The organism is Algisphaera agarilytica (genome assembly GCF_014207595.1).
In the GTDB taxonomy this organism is placed as follows: Bacteria; Planctomycetota; Phycisphaerae; order Phycisphaerales; family Phycisphaeraceae; genus Algisphaera; species Algisphaera agarilytica.
Map to the genome: position 1 here is coordinate 2667482 of NZ_JACHGY010000001.1, position 24699 is coordinate 2692180.

Here is a 24699-nt window from a genome sequence, read left to right on the forward strand (position 1 = left end):
AGTCAGGGCGTGGCGGCGGTTGAAGCCGAGGCGGGGTTGCGCTTGGCTTCACGGATCATGCCGCGGACGGCGAAGCAGTCGCGCAGGCCGGGGATGCCGCGCTTGAGCAGCCCGGTGCCGTACTTGGTCTTGCCCTCGTGGCGGGGGCGGTGGTTGACGGCGGTCTCGACGACCTTGCCGCCGAAGCCCGCGGCGCAGGCGGGGATGAAGCGGTGCATGCCTGGGCGGTGGAGCGGCAGGCGGCGGGCCATCTCGGCCTTGAGGGCGCGGGTGCCGCAGCCGGTGTCGCGGGCGCCGTCGCCGACGATGAGCTTGCGGGCGTATCGGCCGACGATGGAGGCGATCTTGCGGAAGGCGTGGTCCTGGCGGTTGGCCGAGCGGTCGCCCTGCACGAGGTCGGCGTCCTCGGCGATCAGCAGCTCGACCATCCGCGGCAGGTCGGCGGGGTCGTTCTGCAGGTCGGCATCGAGCGTGCAGATAATCGGGGCGCTCGCGGCATGGATCGCGGCCCGCATCGAGGCGGACTGGCCCTGGGGCGTGTCGTGCCGAACGGTGGTGAGCATGGGGAACTCGGTCTTGAGCGACGCGAGCTCGTCGGGCGTGGTATCGGTCGAGCCGTCGTCTACGATGACGATCTGGAACTTCTTGCCGGTGGCGCTGAAGGCCTGGGCGATCTGCTGGACCAGGGGCGTGAGGTTGCCCGCTTCATTGAGCGCGGGTGCGACCACCGCGAGGTCGTACTCGGGTGTATCGGGTGCTGGCGAAGAAGGTTGGGCGTCAGCCATGCGGAGAGTGTAAACCCAGCCGGTGTGCTGTGCTGAGGTCAGACAGAGTTATCCGCGATCGAGTGTTCGAGGTGCTTGAGGTGGGCACGGATCCGGCGTTTGCGGTCGGCGTCAAGCGGGCGGTGGCCGAAGCGGATTTCGTAGAACAGATCGGTGAGGGCGACGACGGGGTCGAACCGCATCGGGTTGGCTTCGGCGAGCTCCTGGGCGAAGCTCGCGGGGGACTGCCAGTCGGGCCGGTGGAAGCCGTGCCGTTCGAGGATGTCGAGCATGATGAGGTAGAAGCGCAGGCGTCGGCTGAGGCCTCGTCGTTGCGGGGCGGGCAGGGTGGTGAGTTGCAGCCGCAGAATCCGTCGCCGCCGTGAGAGGAACAGACGCAACATGATGCCCGAAGCGATCAGCAGGCCGACGATGCACAGCCCGGCGGCGAACAGCTCGAGGTAACCCAGTTGCATCTCACCGGGCAGGTTTTTCATTCGTTGAATGAACTGTTTGAAGCCGGCCAGTCCGTCTCGGCTCGTGGTGCGGACGGTGTCGGTGACCTGGTGGATGACGTCTTCCTGGGTCTGGCGGTCGAACGCGACGACGCTGCGGATCCACGCGAACTCGATGTGCTCGTAGAACTCGCGGACCGAGGCGAAGAAGCCCTCGGGGGCGGAGTGCTCGGCTTCGACCCGGTCCGGCGGGGTGGCGTCGAAGGTGCGCCAGCCGATGCCGGGGCCGCCGTCGACTTCGGTCCAGGCGTGGGCGTTGGATTGGCGGACGACGTAGTACCCGCCGAGGGCGTTGAATTCGCTGGCGCGGAAGCCGGTGATGACCCGGGCGGGGATACCGATAGATCGACACAGCGCCGCCAAGCCCGAGGCGAACAACTCGCAGTGGCCCCGCCGGGTTTCGAAGAGGAACGAGATGAGTGGGTCCTCACCCTTGCGAGCCGGGGGGTTGGCCAGGTCGTAGGCGTACCGGGCACGGAGGTACTCGGCCAGAACCATGGTGATGTTCAGGTCGTCCGGCGTGTGGCGGGCTTCGGGGTCACGGTCGAGACCGGCCTCGCGGATAATCCGCAAAGCCATGTTCCTCACTTTTTCGGTTTCGACTTCCCATAGACGAGAGTAGTTGTCTTTGTTGATCTCCGGCGTGCTGGGGTTGCTTGCGTCTTCACCGCCGTACAGCGAATAACTACGGTGGTCTATCATCTGGTCCAGAGGACGTGGGAGCAGATCCTCGGACAAGTCATCGATGCTGGGAGGCACACCCGGTTCCAATGGTGCTGTTGACTCGCCGTCGAGGGCGGGCAACCGCATGGGGGATGGCCAACTCAGACGATAGGTTGCAGCCCCAACGATCGATTCGGTAGCCCGTAGCTGATGGTCGATCGCGCTGAATGCGACATCGATCAGGCTATCGGAATCGAAGTGGGTGAGGAAGAATCCCTGAGATCCGCGGCGGATCGGAACGGGGACCACGCTGAAAATCGTGCGTTGGCGCGAGTCGCGTAGGGCGATCTCTGCGGTGTATACGCCGGTTTGATTGAGTTCCTTTGCGATTTGCTCGACTTGTTTGTTGAGCGTGGTGATTTTGGTGATGCGGTCACTGGCGATGGCGAATTGCGAGCGGTACCACGTGTGGGTCTCGGTGTTGTAGGCATCCAGGGCCGCGCCGCGTACGAGCCATGGATCATCTTCCCAGCCGATCGACTGGCCGTGCGTTTTGAGCTTGAGGTTGAGCATCGGTTCACGCGAGCCCGTACCGATCGGCCCGCCGCCTAGGCGGACGGTGTTACTGAAGCCGGTCTGTTTGGGGGCATTCAGGCTTTGTGAAGAGCCGATATCGATCGGCGACTTACCGGTACGCGGCATGGTGACAAACACCGCTGACGCGACCAGCCCGCACACCAATCCGATCACCAAACCGAAGTAGCGAAGCTGCCTCCGTGCTCCCGGACCCGCCCAGGTGTTCGGGCGGGGCGGCGCTTGGCCGTCGGGGGCGGCGGCTAGGTTCGCTTGGTGAACACGGTCGGCTGTCGAGGTCAGGTGGAACATCAACACCGTTGCCAGCGCCAACGTGCAGTAAATCGCCAGGAAGATGCCGTAGATCATCGAGACCGACAACACGCTGGCCCCGATCATCTGCAGCAGGCTCAGCACGAGGAGCTGCGAATACTCGCGGTCGTTTTTGTGGGCGTACAACATCAACAGCTGCAGCGCCATGGTGAAGTGGCCCATCGCCGCTACGACGTAGCTTCGCTGCGTCATCAGTTCGACAACCAGCCAGCCCACCGCGACCAGGGCACCGGCGTTGACCAGCCAACGCGGGATCGTCTTGCCCCGCGGCCCCTCGGTGATGTACCAGGACATCGCCCCGATCGCCCCGGTGATCAGCAGCAGCCCGGGGTTGCGCTCGGCCATACACGACGCGACGATGCCCAGAAGCACCTGAGCAAACACCAGCCGACGAAACAACAACGCGGTATTCATCACTCACCCCCCCGGGCAGTGGCCACGGCAGCGGTCGCGAGGGAACCACTCAGCTCCGATCGTTTGGCGGCAAGAGTGTTCCGCGAGGTGGCTTGGTCCAGCGCGGCCAGGTCTGTGGCGTTGGTGACGTAGCGATCGAAATCCGCCGCTCCCAAAACGGTCGGGCCGCCGCCGTTGCCACCGCGTCCGCCGACGGAGGGCGTCGAGCCCCGCCCGGGCCAGATCACCACCGCCGTTCTTTGAAGGGTGTCGGCCCCGGACAGGTTTTGGTCCTTTTGCGCAAGGTCCATCTCCGTTAACGCTTCGAGCAGCTGCGTGCGGTGCAGCAGGCTGTGGCGGGCGCGGAAGGTCGGACACTCCGGGCCCAAGACACGCAGCCCCACCCTGAACCCTCGCAGATACGCGTCGCAGATCAGCGACGCGGCCAGGCTGACCGCGCGTTCTTCGAGCTGCCGCCCGCTCACCGCGTCCTCGACCAGGCCCTGCTTGGTTTGCCGTTTGCCGCCGACACTCATCGGCGGCGTCTCACGCAGGTCCAGCACCAGCGAAAGGCTCGGCGGGCGCGGTGTAGTCAGTTCCCGGGCAACGAGTTCACCCGTTTTGGCGGTACGCTTCCAGTCGATCATCCGGGGGCTGTCCCCGGGTCGGTACTCACGCAGGCCGAAGAATTCTTCGGTACCCCCGGGGCGCTCCTCCACGTGCTTGCCTTCCCCCTCGGTGGTTGCCAGCTGGGTCAGTAGCTGACGCCGGACGCGGTAGAGGTATGGAAACACCAGCACCTCGTCGGTCTGTTCGAAGGTCACCGACTTCCGCAGCACGCTGAACGGGAACGATGTCGAAGCTTCGATGCGTTCAAACGTCAGCTTCCCGCGCCGCCGTGGTCGGCAGGGGGCTTGCGTCTGGGTGACCTGGCCCGCGCCGACGTGTAGCACCCAGGCCTGCGGCGGCCCGCCGAGCATCTGATCGATCCCTGCGCCCGACGCGGGGCCCTCCGACTTCCATCCCGCCAAGCCCGAGCCCCAGCCTTCCTGCAACACGACCGAGAACATCGGCAGCCACGACCGGTTATGCAGTTCGTAACCTAACGGCAGCGCCTCGCCCGCCGCGCAATGCGACGACACCACGCGCGTGACTTCCAATCCCCTCAACGAGATCGCCGCGATGCAGACCGAGATGATCATCCCGCCGACCATCAGCCCGAAGCCCCAGAACAACAGGTTGGCTTGGGTGTAGATCGCCGACGCCAGGATCACGCCCGACACCAGCAGGTACAACACCCCGCCCGAGCCCAGTCGTATGCGTGTCCGCGATGACGCCATGCGAACATTATCCACGTTGCGGGCGTGGGCGAAAGGTTCGGTGTCACAAAAAATGGGGCAGATGGCGTGGGGCTGTTATTCAATTCGAGCCGGTAAGCATTGATCGAAGCACCATCCCGCAACTAGTCTCGCAGGAAAGGCTCCGCTTCCCGCAGCGTGTCCCGCAGGATGTCGTCCGACTCGAACTTCTGGGGGTCATCGCCGCGTAGCACGGTGATAATGACCCGCTGGTTCCCGCCGGGCAGTTGCATCCGTTCTGAGACCGAAAGGTAGCCCGGCCGGCTCGCACGCAACTCGATGTCCAACATCAAAGCGCCCGCGCCGAACGTATCGATCGGCAAAGCGAACCTGCCATCGGCATCGGTGTGGCCCTCGCCGACCCGCTTCGGCGAAAGACGCTCGGGGTCAAGCAGCACCACCAGCGACGCACCCGCCACGCCGCCCCCCGTCCCCGCCAAGCGCGGGTCGTTTTGGTTCACGACCTCAACCCCCGGCATCTCGCCCGCCACGACCACCCCCTGCAACCGATACGGCGAGCACCCCACCAACACGACCAACAACCCCGCCACGAAAAGCATCGCCGCCTTACGGCCCAAATCCGAAATCCCAAATCCCAAATCCACCATCACGCTCCCCCTTGCCGCAGCTCTTCCACCTTCGGTAAATCCTTCAGCGACGCGAGCCCGAAGATCTCCAGGAACTGCTTCGTCGTGCCGTACAGCATCGGCCGGCCGATCTCTTCCGCACGCCCGACGATCTTCACCAGGTGGCGCTCCATCAGCGAACGCAGCGTCTCGCCGCACGCCACGCCGCGGATCGCTTCGAGGTCGACCCGCAGCACCGGCTGCTTGTACGCCACGATCGCCAGCGTCTCCATCGCCGCCGGGCTCAGCTTCGACTGCGCCTTGGTCTTGTGCAGCGCCGCCAACACATCCGCGTACTCGGGCAGCGTCATGACCTGCCACCCGCCCGCGACCTGCTCGATGCGGAACGCCCGGCCGGTCTCTTCGTACTCGCCGTTGAGCCGAGCGATCGCCTCGTTCACGGGCTTGGTCCCGCCGGGGAAGTTCAATCCCAACGCCTCGGCGATCTTGCCCGACGTCATCGCCCGCTCGCTGGTCAGCAGCGCCGCTTCGACCTTCGGCGTGATCTCATCCATGTCCACGTCGATCGGCTCGGCCTGCTCCGCCGCCTCGGCCTCGACCTCCTCCGCAGATTCCTCTGCCGATCCATCCTCACTCGGCGTAGAGGCTTCGGTTTCGACGGCCTCTTCAGACTCCGGCGTAGACGACTCTTCCGTGGTGGCTTGCTCATTTTCTGGCATAGCGGGATTGTACTTCAATCGCCAAGCATGGGCGGATGCGGCGATAGTCCACTTCTCCGCCCCATCGTGCGACGGGGCCATGTTTTCTGCTACGTTTCGGACATGGCCACCCCTGATTCCATGCCGCTCTTTCGGTTCACCTCCGACTTCGACCTGGCCCGTGTCACGACACACGACGCCGCGGTTCAGTTAGCCGACGGCGACGGCCTGCAGATCGACACCGCCAACACCTCCCCCAGCCCGGGCATCACGCTCCATGCCCCAGACGGCCAACCCTGGGACCTCGACCCTTACCAGTGCGTCAAGCTCCACGTCGCCAACCTCGGCGAACACCCCGCAGAACTCATCTTCAAGGTCGGCGATCCCGCCGACGCGATGCAGGCCTGGCAGATGGAGCACCGCGTCCACCTCCCGCCGGGTGAATCCCGGACCATCGCCAAAGACCTCGTGCCCACCCCCTGGCGTTTCACCACGCCCGTCGAGTTCCTCGCGATGCGGGCCGGCCCCGGCCAACCGCGGGCCGACCTCTCGTCCATCCCGCAGCTCCGGCTGACGCTCAACCACCCCGCGCACCCACACAAGCTGGCCATCTCTCACATCCGTGCGACCAACCCGGTGCAGCACCGATCGGCCGAGGGCTTCTTCCCGTTCATCGATCGCTTCGGGCAATACAAACACGACCACTGGCCGGGCAAAACGTTGTCGGTTGATGACCTCCAACAAGCCGCCCGTGAAGAACGGAAGCAACTTGAACAACACCCCGGGCCCGCACATTTCGATGCCTACGGCGGATGGGCCGAGGGACCTCAACTCCAAGCCACCGGACGCTTCCGCGCCGAGAAACGCAACGACGCCTGGTGGCTGGTCGACCCCGAGGGCCGGCTGTTCTGGTCGCACGGTGCCTGCTGTGTCCACGCCGCCACCGCCAACACCGGCATCACCGATCGCGAAGACTACTTCGAGTGGCTCCCGCCCGAAGACTCCGACTTCGCCGAGTTCTACGGCAACGCCGGCCGCGCTTCTCACGGCCATTACCAAACCCTCGACCGCTACCGCACCTACAACTTCACCGGCTCCAACCTCTACCAAAAGCACGGCCCCGGCTGGCGCGAAACTTTCTACGCCACCACCCACGCCCGCATGCGTTCGTGGGGCATGAACACCCTCGCGATCGCTTCGGACCCCGAGCTCTGCCGACAAGGCAAAACCCCCTACACCGAAACCGTCTGGGTCCGAGACACCCGCAAGCTCGAGGCCTCCAAGGGCTACTGGGGCAAGTTCCACGATGTCTTCGACCCCGGCTTCCGCAGCGCTCTCCGTGACGCGCTGGCCAGACACACCCACGCCGCAGCCGATCCGTGGTGCATCGGCTTCTTCATCGAGAACGAGCTCTCCTGGGGCGCGGATGCCTCGCTGGCTCTGGCCACCCTCGCCGGGCCCGCCGACCAACCCGCCAAGCACGTCTTCATTGAAGATCTCTATGCGAAGTACACCACCATCGATGCGCTCAACGCGCAATGGGATACGAATCACGCCTCGTGGGACGCGTTGCGGCAATGCACGCAGCCGCCCGACAGCACCATGGCTTGGGACGACCTCATCGACTTCTACACCAAGACTGTCGAGACGTATTTTGCAACGGTGTACGAAGAGATGAAGGCGGTTGCGCCCGACACGATGTACCTGGGCTGCCGGTTGGCCTGGGCGATCAGCGACATCGTCACGCGCACCGCGGCGCGTTACGCCGATGTGTTGAGTTTCAACAAGTATCAGCCCGATGTCGCCGAGGTTGGTTTGCCCGAAGGCGTGGACAAGCCGATGGTCATCAGCGAGTTCCACTTCGGGGCTCTGGACCGCGGGAGTCTCCACGTCGGCATCCTGGCCGCTGTCTCGCAATCCGAGCGGGCCGAAAAATACAAGACCTACCTCCACTCGGCCCTGCACAACCCGTTCATCGTCGGCACCCACTGGTTCCAGTACGCCGACCAGCCCCCGACGGGCCGCGGCGACGGCGAGAACTACAACGTGGGCCTCATCGACCTCGCCGACAAGCCCTTCCCCGAACTGACCCAGGCCGTGACCGAGGTTGGCCACGCGCTCTATCCGACCCGGCACAGCGCGGCCGTGAAAGACCAATTGCACCAGCCCCCGCCCACGCCCAAGCTCGATCACCAGACGCACGACCACGAGATGTACCAGCGCTCGAACTAGAGCGGCCGATCGTTTTGCGATTCATCGGAGCGACGTCTGCGTGCGCACGGCCGGTCGTGCGGGAGCCGGACGATTTAAAAAAATTTCACCCGTCTATCGCCAGTCGCTGCGGCGAGTTAGCGATTCGCGTGTCGCTGCGGTGCGCACAACCGTGACACGCTGCCCCCTATAGGAGGGAGATGTTTTCGGCACCCCGCGGCGGCGGGACGGTTAAAGGCAAGGACCGTCTCGTGAGATGCGTGGGGAGGGCCGGGCTCGCGTTTTGAAGCGTGGGGGTTTCGGCGTTCGTCGGTGAGTCACCTTGCCGACAACAGACACGATGGACCGTGGCGTAATCGCGCGGCCACCCCCCGCACGCGGGTCGAGGACGTTGGCTTGAAGTGAACCGCGCGACACGGGCCGATGCGTGTGGCGGGGTTGAGCCGGGCGTTCGCTCTTTGGAAATTAGGGGCTTGGGTGTTGGGGGCTTAGGGGCTTGGGTTGCGCAATAGCCGCGTGGCTACGCCACGCTGGTCGTCGTCTTGTAGGTCAGGTCTTCGACCTGACGCCGTCGGGGTTGGTACGGGTTGTGGGTGTCAGGTCGAAGACCTGACCTACTTCGAATGGCGGATTAAGGCTAAAATCTCAGGCCGTTTCGCTGATTCCTTTCCCTATCAGGTCTGTCATCATGAATGCTCTGTCTCGTCTCGCGTGTGTTTTCCGGTTTCGTGGGCTGGCCGCCATGTTCTTGGTGGGGCTGATGGTGACGGCGGCTTCGGCCGCTCCCGAGAAGCGACCCAACATCATCCTGTTCATGCTCGACGACGCGAGCCCCGGCGAGTTTTCGCCTTACGGCACGGCCGAGCGTCCCGCGGCGTTCGACACGCCGAGCGTGCAACGCCTCGCGGACCACGGCATGACGTTTACCACGGGCTGGGCGACCCCGCTTTGCGCCCCCACGCGGGCGCTGCTGATGACCGGCAAGTACGGCATCAACACCGGGCAACTGAGCAACAGCCTGAAGCTGCCAGACGATGACTTCTTCGTGAAGCACCCGTCGATGGCCCAGACGTTGGCGGACAGCGGCTACCGGACCGCGCTCGCGGGCAAGTGGATGCTGCCGGGTTTGCCGGACGAGCCCGGCGCGGGGTTCGACGAACACCTCGGCTACGCGGGTTACTTCGGGCGGACCTACTTCGATGTCTGGACCGGGCCGTGGTTCGGCTGGAAGGATCCCGACAAGCTGTTCCCGTCACGCGAAGAAGTGACCACGGGCGGGTACATCTCGCCGTCGATCTACTGGTACCCCGCGTTGGTGAAAGATGGCAAGATCCAACCCAGCGATGAGAAAACCTTCGGGCCGGACGAGGTGCACGACTACGCCCTCGAGTTCATCACCCGGGACCACGGCGATCAGCCGTTCTTCCTGTACTACGCCGAGTTCCTCCCGCACCGGCCGTGGGTTGGCGTGCCGACGTCGCCGGGATCGGGGCAAGCGACCGAGCCGGGTATCGCGAATCAGATCCACCACATCGATCTGTATGTCGGCAACATGCTGAAAGCTCTGGAAGACGCGGGCATCGCCGACAACACGATCTTCATCTTCACCTCGGATAACCCCACGCAGGGCTACGGCAAGAACGTTGCCTCCGAACTCGGCGCACGCGTACCGTTGATCGTGGCCGGCCCGGGCGTTGAAGCGGGACAGGTCACCCAGGCCTTGGTCGACTTCTCCGACCTGTATCCGACCGTCATGGACCTCGCGGGGCTGGACCCGGCCGACGTCGAAGGACTCGACGGCCAGAGTTTCGTGCCGGTGCTGAGTGGCGAGAGTGACTCGGTCCGCGAGTGGATCTACAGCTACGTCGACGCGTGGCGATTCGTTCGCGATCGCGATTGGTTCCTCGCCGCGGACGGCGTGATGTGGCGGACCGCTGAGTCGGGCGACATGCTCGACTACCAGCGCATCGACACGCCCACGCCCGAGAGCGAAGCGGCGAAGCAGCGTTTGTTGCAACACATCGCCCACCTGCCCGAGCCGACCTTTGAGGAATACGGCGAGAACCTGAACAAGGCGAAACAGAAAACCTGGGTGTTCACCTCAGGCGATCACATGCTCAACATGGGCGACAAGTGGAAAGACGACCCCGAACGCAGTGAGCCGTGAGATGTAGGTCAGGCATGCTTGCCTGACGCGAGGTTTCTGTGGCTTGATGTCAGGCAGGCATGCCTGACCTACAGACTGACGTTTCCCGGAATCGAAAACTCACGTGTCAGGTCGAAGACCTGACCTACCGAGCGATCACGCGATCACGCCGGTGCGGCGGAGGTGGTTGATGTGGGCCTGGAGGGTGCGGCCGGGGCACTGCGTGGGGTTGATTTCGCGGTGGGTGCGGACGGCGTGGGCGGGGACGCCGTGGGTCGCCATCATCTGCTTGGTGAACTCACCGAGCTTCTTGACCTGGGCGTTGCTGGGCTTCTGCTTTTCGAAGTTGCCCAGGACCAGGATGCCGAGGTTGTTTTCGTTGTTGTTGCTGACGTGGGCGCCCTGGTATTTGATGGGGCGGCCTTCGATGACACGGCCAGCGCGGTCGATGATGTAGTGGTAGCCGATGTCGGCCCAGCCGCGGTCGCGGGTGTGGATCTGGCGGATGTTCTCGATGCGGTCGTAGGCGGCGGTCGCGGAGGTGAAGGTCACCGGGGTCCAGCCTTCGTGGTGGATGGTGATCTTCTTGACGCCGTTCATGGCATTGACGTTGCGGCCGGTGCCGTGGCGGGTCCACTGCTTGCGGGCGATGACGCCGGGCACGGCTTGGGTGGCCGACTCCTTGGCGGGGACGGGCGTCGGGCGGGCGGCGGTGTAGTTCGGGTGGGTCTGCGAGACGCGGGTCGGGGACTTGACGCCTTCGGGCCAAATCGGTCCCACACGCTCGGCGGAGCGGCTGCTGGTCGAAGACGTGGTCGCACAGCCGGTGGCCGCGAGGCTGAGGCCGGCGATCAGGATTTCACGTCGGGAAAGATTCATAACAGGTCGCTCAAGAGATTCCCGGGGCAGCCAGGCGTGATCAAGCAAAAAACGCCAACGGTTCATGCTATCGGCGGGCGGGGTCCGCGGGGTCGAGAATCGAACAGATTGACATTATATCGGACCTTGCGCTCTAGGCCGCGACGGGTTTTGCGGTTTGGAATACCGCGGAATCGGCCGCGGCGAGGACCACCGTGGGCTGATCCGGGTTCGTGGTGGCCTGCGGACGGGGCACCGACCAGGAATGGATCGCCCGGACCTGCATCGCCAGCTCGTGGGGCAGGTAGGTGTCGGTCGGGGCGACCACCGCAAACACCGCGTCGTCCCGCATGACCCGCGGGGCCTGGGCGATCACCCGCGTGGGGTTGGGGTGGCGGTCGATGCCCAGCGGCCAGAACACCAGGTCCATCGAATCGTCTTCCCAGGGTAGCACGCCCGGGTCGGTCTGGTGCGTAAACGTGGGCGACTGCCCGGGATAGGTCTTGCCCGCGAGGAATTGTTGCCCGAGCGCCACATGATCTGCGCTCAACTCCACGGCCTGGACCGTCATGCCGAGCTGCGCGAGCAGGTGGGCGAGCAGGCCGTCGTTGGCACCGATGAGGCCGACGCTCAGGGGCTGAGCACGGGTGCCGGCCACCTGCCGAGCGATGGTGACGCGGAAGTCGAGCTGCTGGCGGAACGCGGCGTCTTCGCCGTAGCGTTTCCAGTGCGAGGTCTCGATGGTCGGGCGGGGGCCGGTGGCGAGGGCGTAGGCGTCCTCGCCGGGCAGGCCGAACACCTCGGGGTTCCAGAGCAGGGGGGTGCCGGCGTAACGCTGCCGCACGTAATCGAGGTCGGCCGAGAGGCGGTCGAACCCCCACTTGTCGATGAAGGACTGCCGGGCCGAGTCGATCCCGCCGTCGGTGTCGGCGTGGTTGTTACGCAGGTCGCGAAGCGAGTGGCGGTGGATGAACTCGATGTGCGGGACGGCAAAGCAGCGATAGCCTTCGAGGCGGGCACGCATGCCAAATTCGACGGTTTGTCCACGGAGGATGTTCTCGTCGTAGCCGCCGAGCTTGTCGTGGACTTCACGCTTGCAGCAGTAGAAACAGCCCATCACGTGATCGACCTCGGCGGGTCGCAGCACCTGGCTGCGCTCGGCCCCTTGGTACAGGTGGTGATAGCCCTTGGGGTGGAGCACGAAGTCGCCGAAGCTGTGGACCCACTTGCCGCCGTCGGTGAGTTGCTTGGGGCCGACAACGCCGAGTTCGGCGGGGCCCTGGTCGAACACGGCGCAGAGCTTGGTGACCCAATTCGGCGTGAGCACGGTGATGTCGCCGTCGAGGCGGACGAGGATGTCGCCACGCGAAGCTTCGACGAGCTTGTTCGCCGTCTTGGCCAGCACGCCACAGTGCTCGGCCTCGATGAGTTTCAGGAAGCCGTCATCGCGCCACTGGCGCAGCGTTGCGAGGCTGTCGTCGGTCGAGCCGTCGTCGTAGGCGATGACCTCGAAGCGCGTGGTTTCGTGTTGCAGGGTGTCGCGCAGCGACTCGAGCAGGTCCCCGATGAGGTCCACGGCCCGGTCGCGCGACGACTCCCGGCCGTTGTTGTAATTCGGGATCAGGATCGAGACACGCGGCGCGTTGGACATGTCTCATTTATCGGTGGCCCGCCGCTTGGTTCTGGATTCACGGCGCAGCGGCCCAAACCGCCGCAGAGTGAACCGGATTCGGCGGGTGAAGTAGCGAAAAGCGGGCGTGGAGACCGATAAATCCCGCATGAATACTTCGTTGATCGCCGGTACCGCTGCGCCCGTTGAGTCCACTGAAGCGGGTGAGGCCGCGTCGCTGCGTTGGGAACACCAGCGGGCGGGCGGCGTGGTGGTGATCCGCCACCGCACAGCCGTGGACATGCAGCCCACCGAGACCTGGCCGGACGAACTCGCCGCCTTCCTCGGGATGAGCGGACAGGTCGGCATGGTGGGTGCCAAGCGTCTCGCGCCCGACGGCTCGATCGTCTCGATGGGCGAGTTCGTCATCCACCCCAAGGGCTTCCACCACCACGGAAAGGGCGTGCCCGCTCAGGCCTACCGCTTCCCCGAAGAAGTCGACACGATCGCGGGTGGCGTCGTGGTGATGAACGAAGAAGTCTTCGACGAAGTCGGCGGCGAAGCGCTGCTCGGTTGGGGACAGATCGGCTTGCTCGCTTTGGGTATTGCTGTTCGGCAGACGGGACGCAAAGTGTTGGCCGTGCCGCAGGTGCTGGTGACCGACGCGTTTACCCCCGAGTATCAGGAAGACGAAGCGAAGAAGTTCCAGGAGCGGTTCGGCTTCGATTGGTTCTGTGCGGACATGGACGCGGTGCGTGAACAGCACTTCGAAGACGGGCTGATGTGGAACGTGCGCTACCACGCCGCGGCGATGCCGTTTGAGAAATACGAAGAGCGCGGCGCGCTGGTGTGGGAGAGCTACCAGAAGGCCGACTTCTTCCGCAAGCGGGCACACCACCTCGCGAGTGCCGCCAAGCAGTGCTGCCCCAACGAAGGCGACCTGCTCTTGGATGTCGGTTGCGGCGACGGCTTCTTCTCGCACATGTTTGCTCAGCAGGGCATCGAAGTCCTGGGCATCGACCCCGAGCCCGAGGGTGTCGAGCAGTCCCGCCAGATGACCTCCACCCAGCAATACCCCGGCAAAGCCCCGCGTTTCGAACTGGGTCGCGGCGACGATATCCCCCGCGAAAACGAGAGTGTGGACGCGGTCACGCTGTTCGACGTCATCGAACACCTGGCCAACCCGATCGTCATCCTGCGTGAGATCTCACGCGTGCTCAAGCCCGGCGGCAAGGCGCTGATCGTCACCCCGTCGTGGCAGTTCGGCGGCTCGTCGGATGCCGTGTACCACGGCTTCGAGTACACGATGGAAGAACTCGTCCGCCAGGTCGGCGCGACGCCCGGTTTGACCGTCGTGCATACAGGTCAGATCACCGGCGTCTATCGCGACCTGGTCATCGTGGCGCAAAAGGGTTGAGAGCCGCTTGCGGCTTAGCGGGTTCCCCGCATTCATGATGATTTGGGCTAAGCCGCAAGCGGCTTAAGCGACGTGTTGATTGAAATCAAACGCGGGGGCGGATGCAATGCCGTCCGATGGTGTTGCGTTGAGCTTGGCGATGAATACGCCCTGGTCTTGCGACACCTGAACACCCTGCGTGCCCTGCGGCGTGATCGAGGCGGGTAGGGATTGCAGCGCGTGTTGGATCGTGGCTTGTTCGGAGCCGCTGAACAACGCGACCCAGAGCAGCGTCGTGGGTTGCGAGATTTGAAGTTGAGGCAGTTGGCTCGCGGCTTTCAATCCGAGCAACACTCGTTGGTTGCAGTCGGCATCATCGGTGACGCAATAACCCAACTGCTGAGCGATCCACCCGAAATGACCGTCGTCATCGCCGACGAGGTGCAGTGTGCTGCCCTCGGCGAAGTTGCCCAGCGCCTGGGCGAACCACCGCGACTCGCCGATCGCGGCGGGGCTTTGCTCGCGGTGTGTGGCGTGCCAATGCGTTGTTTTTGAAGTGTTTTCGCTCGGCCAGGCGTTGATGTAGTCGCCGTAGTGCTCCGCCCACTTCGATAGCACCAGGCTGTAGTACACCGGCATGGTCGTTTGCGCCGAGGACTGCCCCGTCTCGAGGAAGGCCTGCCACTGCGGCGCGAACACGCCGGCGATCAGCGGGGCGGTGTCGCGGAAGTGCTGGGCGATCTGTGATTGGTTCTGTTCGAGCCAAAGCCCGAGCGGTGGGGTGAAGCCGCGCTTCGGGCGGTCGTAGGCTTCGCGGGGTAGGTAGCGTTCGCAGAGCTTGAAGAGCGGCCACTTGTTTTGGCCGTCGCGCACCTTCATCTCGGACGGGAGCGAGAGGAGGAAGTTGACCACATCGTGATCGAGCAGCGGGTTGCGTGCTTCGAGGCTGGCCGACATGGTCATGCGCTCTTCGATGGTGACCAGGTAGTCGGGCAGGTTGGTTTTCACGTCGGCGTACAACACGTTGTTGAGCGCATCGCCCGAGGTGCGCCAGAACGGCGCGACGCCGTCGGCGGGGCTGTGCGCTTCGGTCACGGCGTGGCGCAGTTCATCGCTGAACATCGATGCCCGCCCGCCGTTCCAACCCACGAAGCTGGTTCGGCCGAGGTAGGTGTTGAGGTGATCGACGGGCGGCAGGTGTTCGTGACGCGCGGCGTCTTGCGGGGCTTCCAGCACCCAGTTGTATCGCCCGGGGTAGCCCGCGGCGAGTTCGTCTCCGCCCTGACCCGAAAGCACGACGGTGAGGTGTTCGCGGCAGAGCTGGGCGAGCTTGCGTTGGGCGATGACGGTGAAGTTGCCGTAGGGCTCATCGAAGTAGCGCAGCGCATCGTCGAGGTCGCTCAGGAAGTCGCTCCCGGCATCGCCCCCGGAATCACCGCCGCGCACCATGCGCGAAATCCACTGGCATTCGTGGTGTTTCGCCACCATCTCGGCGAAGGGGAGCTCGTTGTGCGCATCGGATTCATCGAAGCCGATGCTGAACGCGCTAATGGGTGAATCGCTGACTTTCGAGGCGATCGCGGTGATGAGCGACGAGTCGATCCCGCCCGACAACAGGCAGCCCAGCGGGACATCGCTGACCATGCGTTTGCTTACCGCGTCGGTCAGCAGTTCGTCGAGCAGTTCGACCGCGTCGTCAGCATCGGTTGGCACGTCGGCAGGGTCGTAGGTTTCGACATCCCAGTAGCGATCGATGTTGATCTGCCAGTCGCGTGCGCTAAGCCGCAAGCGGCAACCGGCGGGGAGTTTGTGGATGCCCCGGAAGATGGTGCGGGGCGAGAGGATGTAGCCGCGGGTGAAGAACTCGTCGAGTGCTGCGGGGTCGATGTCGAACTTGCGGTCGAGGTAACGCAGCAGTGCCTTGAGTTCGCTGGCGAAGACGAGCTGGTTGCCGTCGTCGTGCCAGTAGAGCGGTTTCTGTCCGAGCCGGTCGCGGACGAGCAGGAGCTGGCGGGCGTGTTGGTCCCAGTGCGCAATAGCGAACATGCCCTCGAAGCTCTGCACGGCGTCGGGGCCCTGGGCATTGAGCGCCGCGAAGAGGACTTCGGTGTCGCCGTCGCCCTCGAAGGTATGGCCTTGTTGCTCGAGCGATTGGCGGAGGGTGCGGTAGTTGTAGACCTCGCCGTTGTAGACGAGCGCGTGGCGCGGCTCGGCGGGCTGGTCGAGCATGGGCTGCTGGCCGTGGGTGAGGTCCAACACTTTGAGCCGGCGGTGCGCGAACGCGATTCCCGGCGCGATCCAGTCGCCTGCTTCGTCGGGGCCGCGGTGGGTGAGCGTGTCGCGGGCGGCGATCAGGCGATCACGGTTCGTTTCGAGTTGGGGGTCGCGTTGGACGACGCCGAGGATGCCACACATGGGATGAGTTATCGGCGGTTGCGGGTGGGATGCGAGATAAAAGAAACCCGCAGGAGATCGGAGATCACCTGCGGGCTTTCGGTTGGCGGGTGTGTGGGGTATGAAACGAAAGAAGGGCGGCTTCCGAAGAAGCCGCCCTTCCGCATCAGTGATCGGATGAAGGGTTTGATCCGCTTCATCCACGTTTCGAGTCGCCTCGAAACGCTTTCCGTTGCGTGCTCGGTTTAGCCGAGCAGCGAGAGCACGTTCTGCGGCTGGGAGTTTGCGATTCCCAGCGTGTTGGTCGCGGCCTGAACCAGGATCTGCGACCGGGTCAGCTCGGCGGTTTCCGCGGCGAAGTCGGTGTCGCGGATGGCCGATTCGGCGGCCGAGGTGTTTTCCAAGGCGATGCCCAGCGATCGGATAGTCGCCCCGACGGTGTTCTTCTGGAACGCACCGAGTCGACCGCGGAGGGTGGAGACTTCGGCGACCGCGTCGTTGACGATCTTCTGAGCGACGGTGAGGTCGCCGTCGACCACGTTGGAGTCTTGGCCCGAGGCGAGCTGGTTGAGGAAGCCCGATTCGTTGGAGCCGAGGTTCCGCGAGGCGACGTTGGAGATGCCGATGGAGACCTGGTTGCCGATGTCGACGTTGGGGCCGAGGTTGAAGTTGGCTCCGCCGCCGGTGATGGTCACGGCGTCGATGGCGGCGAGGGCTTGAGCCCCCGCGGTGGTCAGGTCGATTTCAACATCCAGGAAGTCGCTGGACACGCGGGCCGAAGAGCCCTTGGTGGTGGCGGCGACGCCGTTGATGGTGGCGCCGATGTCCTGGCCGGCATCACGCAGCGGGTTGTTGGCGGCGGAGAACGCGGTGCCGCCGGCGGTGGATGCGGTCAGCGAGGCGTTGCTGCTGAGGTTCAGCACCGAACCGGCTTGGCCGGCATCGTCACGGATGTCGATCTGGACGAATTCGTCGCTACCCAGGCCGACGGAGTTGAATTTCACGCCGGTACCGGAGGCCACGGCGGAGACGCCGGTGATCTCGGTGAAGGTGTTGATGGTGGCGGCGATGTCCGCCAGGGCGGTGCCCGAAGCGAAGCTGAACTCGCGGCTGCCGATGGAGCCGGCCAGGTCGAAGCGGAAGGTCGCGTCGGCGGCGGAGAGGTCCAGCGCACCGTTGGTCGAGAGGAAGAAGCCGGCGTTCTGAGCCGACTGGGTGACCAGCACCTTGACGTCACGGCTTTCACCCGCGGGGATCTTGGCCGCGTTGACCTTAACTTCGTCAACGGTGGCGGCCTGCGATTCGAGGTTGAAGTCGTAGGTGCCGTTGAGCAGCTTGGTGCCCTGGAAGCTGGTGGTTTCGGAGATGCGGTCGATCGTTTGGAGGATCGAGTCGATCTGCAGCTGGTTCGCTTCCTTTTCGTCGGCCGAGAGGCCGGCGTCGTTGGCGGATTGGCCGACGAGCGATTGGACTTCGAGGAGAAGGTTGTTGATCTCCTGGAGGCCGCCCTCGGCGATGTTGACGACCTGTTCCGCACGCTCGGCGTTGCTGATGGCCGCCGTGATGGAGGCTTTTTCCGATCGCAGCGATTCGCTGGCGATCAGGCCCGCCGGGTCGTCCGCCCCGCGGTTGATCCGCAGGCCGGTCGAGAGGCGTTCAAGAGAAGTGTTGAGTGAACGGTTTTGTAGTCCGAGGACGCGTTGACCCAACAAAGACGAGACATTGGTATTGATCCGACTCATAACTGTTGTCCTTCCGTGAACACGTGCTTTTAAAAAGTGTCACGTTCGTGGTTGAGGCGTCCTGCCTTGACCGTTAGCAGATCTGTTCATCCGATCTGAAGACTGATGCTGCGTTGAGGCGTTCCCGGTTCCGCGGAGTCGCGGGTCGGCCTCGCTGCATGCATGTTCTCGGCCTTTCCCGCAGATCACCCCCAGTCACTTCCGCATTTCCCCTTATCGGAACCGCGATCCACTCACCGCCGGGTGTCGGCGGGTCGGGTGGGGCCGTGATTGGGTCCGGAAACGGGTTATCGCGGAGTGCGCGCAAAAAAAAGCGGCGACCCGTTGGGGCCGCCGCGTTCGGTATTGAGTTGTCTAAACTGTTCCGGAGAACTTATCGGAGCAGCGAGAGGGCGTTCTGGGGCTGGCTGTTGGCGATGCCCAGAGCGTTGGTCGCGGCCTGCACCAGGATCTGCGAGCGGGTCAGCTCGGCAGTTTCCGCGGCGAAGTCGGTGTCGCGGATGGCGGACTCGGCGGCCGAGGTGTTCTCGAGGGCGACGCCCAGCGAACGGATGGTCGAGCCGACGGTGTTCTTCTGGAACGCACCGAGGCGGCCACGCAGGGTGGAGACTTCGGAGATGGCGTCGTTGACGACCTTCTGGGCGTCGGTCAGGCTGCCGTCGACCACGTTGTTGTCTTGACCCGAGGCCAGCGAGCTGAGGAAGCCGTTGGTTTCGGTGCCGAGGTTACGGGTGGCGACGCTGCCGATGCCGATGGAGACCTGGTTGCCGATGTCGACGTTCGCACCGAGGTTGAAGTTCGCGCCGCCGCCGGTGATGGTGGCTGCGGTGATGGAACCCAGGGCTTGAGCGCCGGCGGTGGTCAGATCGATCTCGACGTCGAGGAAGTCGGTCGAGAGCTTGGCCGTGCCACCGTTGGTGGTGGCGGCGACACCGTTGATGGTGGCGCCGAGGTCTTGGCCTTCGTCACGCAGCGGGTTGCTGGCGGCGGAGTAAGCGGTGGCACCAGCGGTGCTGGCGGCCAGCGAGGAGTCGGCCGAGAGCACGTACACGCCGCCGGCTTGGCCCGCGTCGTCCTTGATGTCCACCGAGACGAACTCGCTGGAGCCCAGGCCGGTGGAGTTGATCTTCACGCCGGTACCCGAAGCGGTCGCCGAGACACCGGTGATGTCGGTGAAGGTGTTGATGGTCGAAGCGATGTCGGCCACCGAGGTGCCCGAAGCGAAGCTGAACTGACGACTACCGCCCGCACCAGCGAGGTCGAACGTGAACGCGGCGTCAGCAGCGGACAGGTCCAGCGCACCGGCGGTGGAGAGGAAGAAGCCGGCGTTCTGAGCCGATTGGGTCACCAGGACCTTGACGTCGCGGGTGTCGCCCTTGGCGAGCTTGGCGGCGTTGATCTGGATGTCGTTGACGGTGGCGGCTTGGCTCTCGACGTTGAAGTCGTAGGTGCCGTTGAGCAGCTTGGTGCCTTGGAAGCTGGTGGTTTCGGAGATACGGTCGATCGTTTGAAGGATCGAGTCGATCTGCAGCTGGTTCGCTTCCTTTTCTTCCAGCGAGAGGCCGGCGTCGTTGGCCGACTGGCCGACGAGCGATTGGACTTCGAGGAGGAGGTTGTTGACTTCTTGGAGGCCGCCCTCGGCGACGTTCACGACTTGCTCGGCACGCTCAGCGTTGCCGATCGCAGCGGTGATCGAAGACTTCTGCGAACGCAGGGCTTCACTGGCGATCAGACCCGCGGGGTCATCACCACCACGGTTGATCCGGAGACCGGTCGACAGGCGTTCAAGCGAAGTGTTGAGCGAGCGGTTTTGTTCACCGAGAACACGCTGGCCCAGCAAAGAAGTGACGTTGGTGTTAATGCGACTCATATCTTAAAGCTCCTGGAACTTATCCTTAGTTTTCCGCGATAAAGACGACGTCATCCTTGGTCGCCCGGCGGTTTGAATGAACTCGGCTTCGAATCTTTTCACTCTCAGCCGGTTGCCACTCTCGGCACGGCCCCACGCCCACACAGCGTGAAGTTTCCTCGTGCCGCCCGGTACCGCCGGGTCTGGCCAACGGATTGCTCATCGTCCCCACGACGAATTCAATTCAGCACGCATAATTCCGCGGACCCGTTTTGCGGGTTGTCGGACCCAGTCAATCGTTACAACCGTTACAGACGGACCTATCTGTCCGGATAACCGGGCGTAGAACCGCCTGAATTCACCGGGAACCGCAAAAATAGTTTTGACTTGCGTAAAACAGTGGTCCGGAAAAATCACGCCGCATGCGCGATCCCCCGCATTCACTTGGGAAGCGATGCGGAGCATAGAAAAAACCTACGACGATCTTAAAGATCGCCGTAATGTGAATTCCACAATAATAGGGTTTACCAGTGACTCAGCCCGCGTCGCTGTCGGTGCTGCGCCGGTTGCGTTCCAGGTCGTCGATGTACGCTTCGGTGCGATCGAGCTCACGCTTGAGGTGACGCACACGCAGCAGGCTCTTGACGCGCGTGATCAGCTCGAGCTTGTTCACGGGCTTGGTGAGGAAGTCGTCGGTGCCGGCCTCGACGCCGCGCTCGATGTCGCCGAGCTCGTTGAGCGCGGTGACCATCATCACCGGGATGGTCCGCGTCTTGGGGTTCTCTTTGATCTTCTGGCAGACCTCGAAGCCCGACATCCGCGGCATCATCACGTCCAGCAACACCAGGTCCGGCGTGGGTTGGCTGTCGTCTTCGATGATCGACATGGCTTCTTCGCCGTCGAACGCCGTCAGCGTCCGGCAGGGCAGCGCTTCGAGGTAGGCCTGAAGCAGTTCCACATTCTGCTCGTTGTCGTCCACCAGTAGCAGGGTCGAATCGGAGAGGTCCATCGGCTCGTCCTGGTCGGCACCAGTGGGCAGCGGGGCGGAGGAGGTCGGCGTGGGGGTGTCGCTCATGGTCGGGGAGGAGTCAGGGGCGAGCGGCGTGAGCCGGTCGCGGAGTGGGGTCAGGTGCGGTTCAGCGGTCGAGGCGAGGCGCTCGACCAGGGCGGCGAGATCGGCCGGGTCATCGACATCGTGCCAGCCGGGCAGCGGCTGCAGGTCGATGCCCGCATCCCGCGCGATCGCTAGCGTCTGATCGTACACGGCAGGCGTCCCCCAGTCGATGCCTGTTAATAGTCCCGGCAGGTAGTCCCGGCAGGCCAGCGTCCAATAACCCCCGTCTTCCACCGGCCCGATGACCGCGGCGGCGTGGTTCAGCGCGTCGCCGATGGATTCGAGGATGTTCGTCGGCACGTCGGGGCTGTCGACCCCGAAAAACACCACCCCGTCGTGCCCGGTCTGCTCGCGTGACCCCTGCCAAACCCGGTCCAGACGCTCTCCGAGGTCGCCCTCGCCCTGCGAGACGACGTGCCAACCCAGGCTTTTCGCGGCCTGCGGAGCCCCCGCGGGGTCATCCATCGCCAGAATCAGCCGGGGCTGACTCCCATCCGGGGCACGCAGGTGGGCCGAGACCCGGGCCAGGACCGTATCGAGCATGGCCGAGTGAACGTCGGACGCCTGAACTTCCGATAACGCGTGTTCGCCCCGCGTCAGGCGGGTTTTGACCCGCCCCGGGACGGCCGCCTTGGCCATGACGACCACCGAAAAAGTGACGTTGTTGTTCGTAACCGTTTTTTCCATATTGACTTAACGGTAGAGTCCGGGGGTGCGTGGCTTGCCCGGGGCGAGAAAAAACGCTAGGATGCTTCGTTCAACACGGCCCAGGGATCCTTTCTGGTGTGTGAACGGGATTCTACCCACCTCGGCCGTGATCATGCTTGATTCAGTTTGATCGATTTGATCCTCCCTCCGCCGGCCTGCACGGCGGACGATGCTGCCGCCCCCCGAACTCCCGGAATTCCGCCATGACCGCCAAACCCGCCGAACCGTTCCGCCTCGCCTGGGAAGACCAGTGGAACCCGCCCACGTTCGAGCAGCTCATGGCCCCGCAGAAAGAGCAGCACCAGGCCCTCCTGAACACCCTCCTCGAACGCCTCGAAGGCTTCGAAGGCGTGGAGAAATCCATCATCTGGCACGGCAGCGCCTGGAAGTGGACCATCGAATTCACCCTCACCACCGAGGACGGCCCGACCTCCGAGCCCATGGCCTACTTCGTGCCCGATCCCGAATCGCCGGTGTTCTGCATGCCGTTCCGCGAAGAGATGATCGCACTGCTCCCGATGAAGCGGCTCAACCGCTACATCCGCGACGGCATCCGCGGCGCGAAGTGTGCGGTCGAGATCCACTGGTGCAAGTGGTCGCCCACCGCGATGACCGAAGTCGAACACCTCACCGACCTGATCAAACGCAAGCACAAGATCCTCACAGGCCAAACCAAGCCCACCAAAAAAGCCGCCAGCTAATCGTTCGCGCTTTTCCAACCGCTCCCCCTCGGGGGAGCTGTCGCCATAGGCGACTGAGGGGGCAGGTGAGTCCTCTATCACAATGAACGTGGAGTTCCCCCTCCGACCCGCTCCGCGGGCCACCTCCCCCGGCGGGGGAGGGGTTATGCCATTGCTTGTTGAGCCAGGCGATCCACTCGCAAACCTCAAAATCTCTTCGCGATTTTCCTTGACCCGCGTCGCCAGCCTCCAAATAATCGAAATGTCGAAGGCAACCTTCCCCGTCATACAGCTTGGCATGCCAAGGATGCGGCGGGCACGGAAGCGTCGGCCGGGCAAGGCTTCACGGTTGAAGCCACCCGATCGTGCCCCGCGAGTCGTCGCGGGGCGGAGAAACTCCGGCGGCCCCAAGTCGTCCGAACCCGCAAGGTCGTGGGACGGAGACACACGGGGCGACGGCTGGAACTATTCGTTTCCGAAAGGAGTGTGATCCAGTGATTGAAGACTGTACCACCTGCCCCAGCGACTGTTGTACTCGTACCCCGTACCACTGCAGCGACTGCTGCGGGCAGAAGCAGAGCGGCCTGCGCTAGGCAGCTCGACGGAGACTGCCGTCGAGCGCAGTCCGAAACGACCCTACGGCTCACCCCGGAATCTCCGCGGGTGAGTCTTTTTTATGCCGCTTACGGCTAGGCGCTCAAGCATGACGGCGCTAAGCCGCAAGCGGCTTTGCGTTACACTTTCTTGATGGATTTCCGGGACCATGAATCTTGTGCGCTGCTTGCGTTGATGCTGACGCCGGGGCTGGGGCAGACGCTGATCGGGCGGTGTGTTGAAGCGTTCGGATCGGCCGAGGCGGTGCTTGGGGTTTCGGGTCAGCAGCTCGGCGGGGTCAAAGGTATCTCGCCGAAACGAAGCGGTGAGCTGAAGCGGAAGCTCGACGAGGTATTGCAGAGTGGGGCGGTGGAGCGGGAGCTTGAAGCTGTGCGGGCGGCGGGGGTGTCGTTGGTGCATCGTGAGAGCGAGGCGTATCCGCGTTTGTTGAAACTCATCCCCGATCCGCCGTTGCTGCTTTGGGTGCGCGGCGAATTGCGCGAGGACGATGCGTTGGCGTTGGGGATTGTTGGGTCGCGGCGGTGTTCGCACTACGGCCGAGAGCAGGCGGATCGGTTTGCAGCGCAGTGCGCCTCGGCGGGGTTGTGCATCGTGTCGGGCGGGGCGTACGGGATCGACATCGCAGCACACCGCGCGGCGATGCGGGTGAAGGGGCGCACCATCGCGGTGATCGGGTCGGGGCTGGGGGTGCCTTATCCGAAGGACCACGTGCCGGTGTTCGACGAGATCGTGGACGAGGGTTTGGGGGCGGTGGTGAGCGAGTTCCCGATGGGCGTCGGGCCCAAGCCGGAGAACTTCCCGCGTCGGAACCGGATCATCAGCGGGATGGCGATGGGGGTGTTGGTGGTCGAGGCGGCCAAGCGGTCCGGGGCGCTCATCACGGCGAGGTTGTGCGTGGAAGACCACTGCCGGGAGTGCATGGCCTTGCCGGGCCGGGTCGATGCGCCGGGCTCGGCGGGGTGCCACAAGATCATCCGCGAAGGCTGGGCGACGCTGGTGACTTCGGCGGCGGATGTGCTGGATCAACTGGGCGACGCGGGGCAGTTGCTGAAAGCGGGGTTGGATAAGAGGGAGCAGAAAGCTAAGCCGCAAGCGGCGTCGGAAGATCAGCCGGGTTCGTTGTTTGACGTGACGCTGACCGAACCGCAGAAAAAACTGGTCGAGGCTTTGTCGGAAGGGCGGTCGTTGGATGAACTGGTGGCGTGGATGGGCGGCGAAGTAGGACCGGTGCAGGCGGACCTGACGATGCTCGAGATCCGCGGGGTGATCCAGCGGCGGGGCGGGCTGTTTGTTCGGCGGCGGTGACTTTAGCCCCGGGTCAATGACCCGGGGTGCCGCGGCTCAACTTCGTGTCTTACGCCTCCAAACCTCCGCTACCCACGGCACCCCGGGCGACTCGCCCGGGGCTAAGTGATGGCCGGGCAAATATCTGTCAAACTACCGAATCCCGACGCGGCGATGCGTATCATCCGCCCCCGGCGTACCCCAAGGAT

Annotated in this window: 16 protein-coding genes; 5 read left to right on the plus strand and 11 right to left on the minus strand. The window is 64.2% G+C overall.

Annotated elements, in window-relative coordinates; genetic code table 11:
- Window positions 1-2: 2 nt before the first annotated feature.
- From HNQ40_RS11555 to scpB, 5 genes are all read right to left on the minus strand, one after another.
- Window positions 3-785, minus strand: coding sequence for a glycosyltransferase family 2 protein (locus HNQ40_RS11555; RefSeq protein ID WP_184677986.1), 783 nt, complete (start codon window positions 783-785; stop codon window positions 3-5).
- A 38-nt stretch (window positions 786-823) separates the two neighbouring features.
- Window positions 824-3262 (minus strand): transglutaminase TgpA family protein, encoded by a 2439-nt coding sequence (locus HNQ40_RS11560; protein ID WP_184677987.1) that lies wholly within the window; start codon window positions 3260-3262, stop codon window positions 824-826.
- On the minus strand, window positions 3262-4581 hold the full coding sequence (locus HNQ40_RS11565) for a DUF58 domain-containing protein (protein ID WP_184677988.1): 1320 nt from the start codon (window positions 4579-4581) through the stop codon (window positions 3262-3264). Before HNQ40_RS11565 ends, HNQ40_RS11560 begins: the two co-directional genes overlap by 1 nt.
- A 122-nt stretch (window positions 4582-4703) precedes the next feature.
- Complete coding sequence (locus HNQ40_RS11570) at window positions 4704-5177, minus strand: hypothetical protein (RefSeq protein WP_221435502.1); 474 nt, start codon at window positions 5175-5177, stop codon at window positions 4704-4706.
- Between the two features lie 29 nt (window positions 5178-5206).
- A complete protein-coding gene (scpB, locus tag HNQ40_RS11575; RefSeq protein WP_184677990.1) occupies window positions 5207-5905 on the minus strand; it encodes an SMC-Scp complex subunit ScpB in 699 nt (232 codons plus the stop codon).
- 102 nt (window positions 5906-6007) lie between these two features.
- Here scpB and HNQ40_RS11580 point away from each other — a divergent pair, with 102 nt between their 5' ends.
- Both HNQ40_RS11580 and HNQ40_RS11585 read left to right on the plus strand, forming a co-directional pair.
- Window positions 6008-8116, plus strand: a complete 2109-nt coding sequence (locus tag HNQ40_RS11580) for a beta-agarase (protein ID WP_184677991.1) — start codon at window positions 6008-6010, stop codon at window positions 8114-8116.
- Between the two features lie 667 nt (window positions 8117-8783).
- Complete coding sequence (locus HNQ40_RS11585; protein WP_184677992.1) at window positions 8784-10262, plus strand: sulfatase-like hydrolase/transferase; 1479 nt, start codon at window positions 8784-8786, stop codon at window positions 10260-10262.
- Between the two features lie 135 nt (window positions 10263-10397).
- On the opposite strand, the gene HNQ40_RS11590 is transcribed toward HNQ40_RS11585, so the two are convergent.
- Both HNQ40_RS11590 and HNQ40_RS11595 read right to left on the minus strand, forming a co-directional pair.
- Entirely contained in the window at window positions 10398-11120 is a 723-nt protein-coding gene (locus tag HNQ40_RS11590; RefSeq protein ID WP_184677993.1) for a peptidoglycan recognition protein family protein, read from the minus strand.
- 133 nt (window positions 11121-11253) lie between these two features.
- Window positions 11254-12750 carry a glycosyltransferase gene (locus tag HNQ40_RS11595; protein WP_184677994.1) on the minus strand — a complete coding sequence of 499 codons (1497 nt, stop codon included), beginning with the start codon at window positions 12748-12750 and terminating at the stop codon, window positions 11254-11256.
- Window positions 12751-12877: 127 nt separating this feature from the next.
- Between HNQ40_RS11595 and HNQ40_RS11600 the strand changes: the two genes are divergently transcribed.
- Window positions 12878-14125: a class I SAM-dependent methyltransferase gene (locus tag HNQ40_RS11600; RefSeq protein ID WP_184677995.1), complete on the plus strand. Its 1248-nt coding sequence runs from the start codon at window positions 12878-12880 to the stop codon at window positions 14123-14125.
- Window positions 14126-14188: 63 nt separating this feature from the next.
- On the opposite strand, the gene asnB is transcribed toward HNQ40_RS11600, so the two are convergent.
- The 4 genes from asnB to HNQ40_RS11620 form a co-directional block, all read right to left on the minus strand.
- Complete coding sequence (asnB, locus tag HNQ40_RS11605; protein ID WP_184677996.1) at window positions 14189-16519, minus strand: asparagine synthase (glutamine-hydrolyzing); 2331 nt, start codon at window positions 16517-16519, stop codon at window positions 14189-14191.
- A gap of 224 nt (window positions 16520-16743) precedes the next feature.
- Complete coding sequence (locus tag HNQ40_RS11610) at window positions 16744-18240, minus strand: flagellin N-terminal helical domain-containing protein (RefSeq protein WP_184677997.1); 1497 nt, start codon at window positions 18238-18240, stop codon at window positions 16744-16746.
- 373 nt (window positions 18241-18613) lie between these two features.
- Entirely contained in the window at window positions 18614-20110 is a 1497-nt protein-coding gene (locus HNQ40_RS11615) for a flagellin N-terminal helical domain-containing protein (protein ID WP_184677998.1), read from the minus strand.
- 514 nt (window positions 20111-20624) lie between these two features.
- The gene (locus HNQ40_RS11620) at window positions 20625-21890 is read right to left on the minus strand and encodes a TIGR04282 family arsenosugar biosynthesis glycosyltransferase (RefSeq protein ID WP_184677999.1); all 1266 of its coding nucleotides are present in this window, start codon (window positions 21888-21890) and stop codon (window positions 20625-20627) included.
- A gap of 224 nt (window positions 21891-22114) precedes the next feature.
- Here HNQ40_RS11620 and HNQ40_RS11625 point away from each other — a divergent pair, with 224 nt between their 5' ends.
- A complete protein-coding gene (locus HNQ40_RS11625) occupies window positions 22115-22612 on the plus strand; it encodes a hypothetical protein (RefSeq protein ID WP_184678000.1) in 498 nt (165 codons plus the stop codon).
- 726 nt (window positions 22613-23338) lie between these two features.
- On the plus strand, window positions 23339-24511 hold the full coding sequence (gene dprA, locus HNQ40_RS11630) for a DNA-processing protein DprA (protein ID WP_184678001.1): 1173 nt from the start codon (window positions 23339-23341) through the stop codon (window positions 24509-24511).
- The last annotated feature ends 188 nt before the right edge of the window (window positions 24512-24699 follow it).